Source organism: Actinomycetota bacterium, assembly GCA_030776725.1.
Taxonomy (GTDB): Bacteria; Actinomycetota; Nitriliruptoria; order Nitriliruptorales; family JAHWKO01; genus JAHWKW01.
Map to the genome: position 1 here is coordinate 1 of JALYHG010000268.1, position 5,778 is coordinate 5,778.

The window sequence follows — 5,778 nt, forward strand, 5'->3', positions numbered from 1 at the left end:
GGGAGACCCTGACCACCCGGTTCCGCGAGACGGCGTTCCTGACCGCCGGTCTGCGCATCAGCGTGGCCGACGAGCGCCATCCGGACGACCACGGCGCGCCCCGACGGGCGGAGTTCTGCTACCGCGACGGGCTGCGGGACTTCGTCAAGCACCTCAACGCGGCCAAGGACCCTCTCCACGAGGGGATCGTCCACTTCTCCGCCTCCGACCGGGGTCCAGGCGGGCCCCAGGAGGTGGAGATCGCCCTGCAGTGGAACGCCGGGTTCCACGACTCGATCCACACGTTCGCCAACACGATCAACACGCACGAGGGAGGCACCCACGAGGAGGGCTTCAAGAAGGCGCTCACCAGCGTGGTCAACCGGTACGCGCGCGACAGCGGACTGTTCAAGCCGACCGCCAAGGAAAAAGACCTCACCCTGACCGGCGAGGACATCCGCGAGGGCCTGACGGCGATCGTGTCGGTCAAGCTCGCCGACCCTCAGTTTGAGGGGCAGACCAAGACGAAGCTGGGCAACACCGAGATCCGCAGCTTCGTGGAGCGGACCTGCCACGAGCGGCTGCGGGACTGGCTGGAGGAGCACCCCACCCAGACCCGCCTGATCGTGGCCAAGGCTGTCCAGGGCGCCCGCGCCCGCCTGGCCGCGCGCGCCGCGCGGGACCTGACCCGGCGCAAGGGGCTGTTGGAGTCGGCCTCCCTGCCCGGCAAGCTCGCGGACTGCTCGTCCAAGCGCCCCGAGGAGTGCGAGATCTTTATCGTCGAGGGGGACTCCGCCGGGGGGTCGTCGAAGCAGGCCCGGGACCGGGTGGTGCAGGCGGTGCTTCCCATCCGGGGCAAGATCCTCAACGTCGAGAAGGCCCGGCTCGGAAAGATCCTGGAGAACAGGGAGATCCAGGCCCTCATCACCGCCATCGGCACCGGCATCGGCGACGAGTTCGACCTGTCCAAGGCCCGGTACCACAAGATCGTCATGCTGATGGACGCCGACGTCGACGGCGCCCACATCCGCACGCTGGTGCTGACCTTCGCCTTCCGTCACATGCGCGAGCTGATCGACGCGGGCTACTTCTACATCGCCCAGCCCCCCCTGTACCAGATCCAGCCGCCGGGTAAGGACGGCCGCCGCCGGCTGCGGTACGCCTTCAGCGACCGGGAGCGCGACGCGATCCTCGCGGAGATCGGCGACGGCGACGGGTCCAGGCGCCCGCAGATCAACCGCTTCAAGGGCCTGGGCGAGATGGACGCCGAGCAGCTGTGGGACACCACCATGGATCCCGGCCAGCGCACCCTGCGGCAGGTGACGATGGAGGACGCCGCGGTCGCCGACCAGCTGTTCACGACCCTGATGGGCGACGACGTCGAGGCCCGGAGGGACTTCATCGTGCGCAACGCGCGCGACGTGCGGTTCCTGGACGTGTGACGACCGGGGACCCGGCGACATGAGCGAGAGGGTCACCGGCGGCGTCGCGCCGGTCGAGATCCAGGAGGAGCTGCAGCGCTCCTACCTGGACTACGCGATGAGCGTCATCGTGGGTCGGGCCCTGCCGCACGTGCGCGACGGCCTCAAGCCGGTGCACCGCAGGATCCTGTACTCCATGCTCGAGGGCGGGATGCGCGCCGGCACGCAGCACCGCAAAGCCGCCGCGGCGGTCGGCGATGTGATGAAGAAGTACCACCCCCACGGCGACACCGCGATCTACGACGCGCTCGTGCGCATGGCGCAGCCCTGGGCGACGCGCTACCCCCTGGTGGAGGGGCACGGCAACTTCGGGTCGGTCGACGGCGACCCGCCCGCGGCCATGCGTTACACCGAGGCGCGCCTGTCGCCGCTCGCCATGGAGCTGCTGCGCGACATCGATGAGGACACCGTCGATTTCGTCGACAACTACGACGGGCAGGAGTCCGAGCCGCTCGTGCTGCCCGCGCGCTTCCCGAACCTGCTCGTCAACGGCGGTTCGGGCATCGCCGTCGGCATGGCGACGAACGTGCCGCCGCACAACCTCGTCGAGATGACCGACGCGGTCGTGGCCACCATCCACAACCCCGACATCACGGTGGAGGAGCTGCTGCGGATCGTGCCCGGCCCGGACTTTCCCACGGGCGGGCTCATCATGGGCTCCGAGGGCATCCGGGCGGCCTACGAGACCGGCCGCGGAGCCATCCGCCTGCGGGCGGTGGCCGAGATCGAGGAGGGACCCGGCGGCGAGCGGATCGTCGTCACCGAGCTGCCGTACCAGGTCAACAAGGCGAACCTGGCGATGAAGATCGCCGAGCTGGTCAAAGACCGACGGATCACCGACATCCGCGACCTGCAGGACAACTCCAACCGTCAGGGCATGCGGCTGGTGATCGAGCTCAAGCGCGGCGCCAACGCCCAGGTCGTGCTCAACCAGCTCTACAAGATGACCCAGCTGCAGGACACGTTCGGGGTCATAAACCTGGCCCTCGTCGACGGCGTGCCGCGCGTCCTGCCCCTGCGGGACGCCATCTCCGCGTACGTCGCCCACCAGACCGACATCGTCACGCGGCGGACCCGCTACCGGCTCCGCAGGGCGCAGGAGCGCGCGCACGTGCTGGACGGTCTCATGGTCGCGCTGGACCACCTCGACGAGGTCATCGCGCTGATCCGGGCCGCGGCGTCCGCCGACGCCGCGCTGGACCAGCTGCAGGACCGCTTCGAGCTGACGGAGGTCCAGGCGCGGGCCATCCTGGACATGCAGCTGCGACGCCTGGCCGCCCTGGAACGTCAGCGCATCGTCGACGAGGCCGCCGAGCTGGCCGAGCGCATCACCGAGCTGCGGTCCGTCCTGAACGAGCCGGCCCGGGTGCGGTCAATCATCGTCGAGGAGCTGACCGAGCTGCGCGACCGCTTCGGCGACGAGCGGCGCTCGCGGATCGTGGCGGACTACGCCGCGATGGACGCCGCCGATCTGATTGCCGAGCAGGACGTGGTCGTCACGCTCACCCGGGCCGGCTACGTCAAGCGGGTGCCGGCCAGCCAGTACCGCACCCAGCGTCGTGGGGGCCGGGGGGTGGCCGGCGCCGCCCTGCGAGAGGACGACATCGTCCGGGACATGCTTGTCACCACCACCCACCACGTGCTGCTGTTCTTCACGAACCAGGGCCGGGTGTACCGGGTCAGGACCTGGCAGGTACCCGAGAAGCGCCGCACCGCGCGCGGCACCTACGTCGCCAACGTCGAGGGGCTCGCGCTCGCGCAGGACGAGCGGGTCGCCGCCGTGGTCGACCTGAAGGACTTCGAGCACCCCGCCGGGCCGCGCTACCTGGTCTTTGCCACGCGCCGGGGGATGGTCAAGCGGACGCCGCTGTCGGCCTACGACTCTCCGCGCAGCGTGCTGGTCGCCGTCAACCTGCGCGACGACGACGAGTTGATCGGGGTGCTCGTCACCGGCGGTGACGACGAGGTGATGCTCGTCAGCCGCAGGGCGATGGCCATCCGCTTCCACGAGACCGAGGCGCGCAGCATGGGCCGCTCCGCCACGGGTGTCATCGGGATGAGCCTGCGGCCGGACGACGAGGTGCTGGCCATGACCCGGGCCGACGCCGGCGGGCAACTGCTCGTCGTCACCGAGGAGGGATACGGCAAGCGCACCCCCGTGGAGCACTACCCGCTGCGGCGACGGGGCGGCAAGGGGGTGCGCACCGCGCATCTCACCCGGGCGCGGGGACGCCTGGCCGGCGCGTTGGTGGCCGCGCCCGAGCAGGAGATCCTGCTCGTCACCGACCGGGGCACCATCATCCGCACGGACGTTAAGGACATCCGGCCCACCGGGCGCGCCACGCAGGGCGTGCGCGTAATGAGGCCGGCCGACGGCGCCAAGATCGCCTCGATCGCCCCCGCCGTCGAGACCGAACTGCTCGAGGGCCCTTGACACGCGGGGATCATCGCCTCAAAGAGACGGGGAGCACGTGATCGACAACGAACGCCTGGTCCAGCTACTGGGCGACTTCGCCCGCAGCCTGATCGACGGGTACCAGGTCACCGACACCCTCTACAGGCTGTGCGACCGGTCGCTGGAGATCCTCCCGGTGACCGGTGCCGGGGTGATGCTCGCCGACGAGGAGGACAAGCTGCGCTTCGTGTCGGCCTCCGACGAGACGATCCGGGAGATCGAGCGGGCCCAGATAGAGCTGGAGGAGGGCCCCTGCCTGACCGCCTACCGCACCGGCGAGCGGGTGCTGGCGCCGGACCTGCTCGAGGCGCCGTGGCCGGACTTCACGGCCGCGGCGGTACGGGCGGGGATGAAGGCGGTGCAGAGCTTTCCCATGCAGGTGCGCGGGACCCGGGTCGGGGCGATCAACTTCTACCAGGTCGAGCGCGGCAGCCTCAGCGCGTCCGAGGTCATGGCCGGACAGCTGCTGGCCGATGTCGCGACCGCCTATCTGGTCAACGCCCGGGAGCGCGACGAGCGGGCGAGGGTCAGCGAGCAGCTGAGAGTCGCGCTCGACAGCCGTGTGGTCATCGAGCAGGCCAAGGGAAAGGTGGCCGAGCAACTGGGCGTGGACGTGGGATCGGCGTTCCAGCTGCTGCGCAGCCACGCCCGCAACCACCGGGCCAAGCTGCGCACGGTCGCCGAAGACGTCGTGCAGGGCCGGCTGCGACTGGAGGACGGGTGACCGATCGACCGCCACCCGGCCGCCCCTCGACGATCGCCGACGGCGTACACTCTGGCCCCATGTCCAGGACAGATCACCAGCCGGCCGTCGGCGCACGCCCGGCGACGCGCGGGGCCGTCTCCCCCCCGGTGCCGCGGATGACGCGGCGACGCACGGTGGTGCGGCGGCTTGAGCCCTGGTCGGTGCTGAAGATCAGCCTGCTCTTCTACAGCTGCCTGTGGCTGGTCCTGCTCGTGGCCATGCTCGTGCTGTGGACGGCCGTGACCCGGCTGGGCATCGTCGACGAGGTGTTGCGCTTCCTGCGGGAGCTGAGCCTGACGGTCCGCATCGACGGTGCGACCATCACGCGCATCCTCGTGGCGGCCGCCGCCCTCAACGTGCTGCTGTGGAGCGCCGTGAACGTGTTCCTCGCCTACCTGTACAACCTGCTCGCCGACCTCGTCGGCGGCCTGCGGGTGACCCTGCTCGACGAGGAGTGACCGGAGGTCGTCCCGGGGAGCCGACTTCCGGCGCGTGCACGGCCCCGCTAGACTGGTCGGCCGGTGACGGGCCATTAGCTCAGGCGGTTAGAGCGCACCCCTGATAAGGGTGAGGTCCGAGGTTCAAGTCCTCGATGGCCCACTTCCCCGACATGTGACGGAAGGCCACGGCGTGAGCAAGCGGGTACTCGTGTTCCTCGCGACCGCCCTCGGCACGCTCGCCGTGCTGATCAGACAGCAGCGCGAGCGCGAACGCGACGAGGCGGTCTGGGAGGAGCCCCCGGGCCTGTAGTCGGTCCCGCGCCGAGGGCCCTTAGCTCAGTCGGGAGAGCGCCGCCTTTGCAAGGCGGAGGTCGCCGGTTCGATCCCGGCAGGGTCCACCACGCTGACCAGCACATTCGTGGGAACTGGTCTCCCCTCGATGTCTCGCGGGACACTTGTGGGACACAGCACCTACGGATGCAGTGAGCGCGGCGGTGCCTCATCGTCCGGCCCAGCGGTGCCAAGCACCTGGGTTCGAATCCCACCGCCTCCGGCCGCGTCCCGCGAAGTGGTGGAAGTGAGAGGGTGACTCTCAGCTGCTCCCGTGATCCTAGGCGGCCGGGAGCGCGGGTGGGTGGTTGATCTCCTTTCGTTCGGGCTGGTCGATGAGATTCATGG

General features: G+C 70.0%; 4 protein-coding genes and 2 tRNA genes. All 6 read left to right on the forward strand.

All coding sequences use genetic code 11. The annotated features are described in order from the left end of the window. Positions 1 to 1,421: toprim domain-containing protein (locus M3N57_12990; protein ID MDP9023587.1), on the forward strand; the 1,421-nt coding region annotated here is incomplete at its 5' end. A 19-nt stretch (positions 1,422 to 1,440) separates the two neighbouring features. Then, positions 1,441 to 3,894, forward strand: coding sequence for a DNA gyrase subunit A (gene gyrA, locus M3N57_12995; protein MDP9023588.1), 2,454 nt, complete (start codon positions 1,441 to 1,443; stop codon positions 3,892 to 3,894). A gap of 37 nt (positions 3,895 to 3,931) precedes the next feature. Next, a complete protein-coding gene (locus M3N57_13000) occupies positions 3,932 to 4,639 on the forward strand; it encodes a GAF and ANTAR domain-containing protein (protein MDP9023589.1) in 708 nt (235 codons plus the stop codon). 137 nt (positions 4,640 to 4,776) lie between these two features. Then, a complete protein-coding gene (locus M3N57_13005) occupies positions 4,777 to 5,118 on the forward strand; it encodes a DUF3566 domain-containing protein (GenBank protein MDP9023590.1) in 342 nt (113 codons plus the stop codon). Positions 5,119 to 5,186: 68 nt separating this feature from the next. Next, a tRNA-Ile gene (locus M3N57_13010) sits at positions 5,187 to 5,260 on the forward strand. A 165-nt stretch (positions 5,261 to 5,425) separates the two neighbouring features. Further along, positions 5,426 to 5,501: transfer RNA gene (locus tag M3N57_13015), tRNA-Ala, on the forward strand. The last annotated feature ends 277 nt before the right edge of the window (positions 5,502 to 5,778 follow it).

What these genes read in the sequence shown, in the direction of transcription:
- M3N57_13005 (MDP9023590.1), top strand. Translation starts at nt 4,777, where the DNA reads ATGACGCGGCGACGCACGGTGGTGCGGCGGCTTGAGCCCTGGTCGGTG.
- gyrA (MDP9023588.1), top strand. Translation starts at nt 1,441, where the DNA reads ATGAGCGAGAGGGTCACCGGCGGCGTCGCGCCGGTCGAGATCCAGGAG.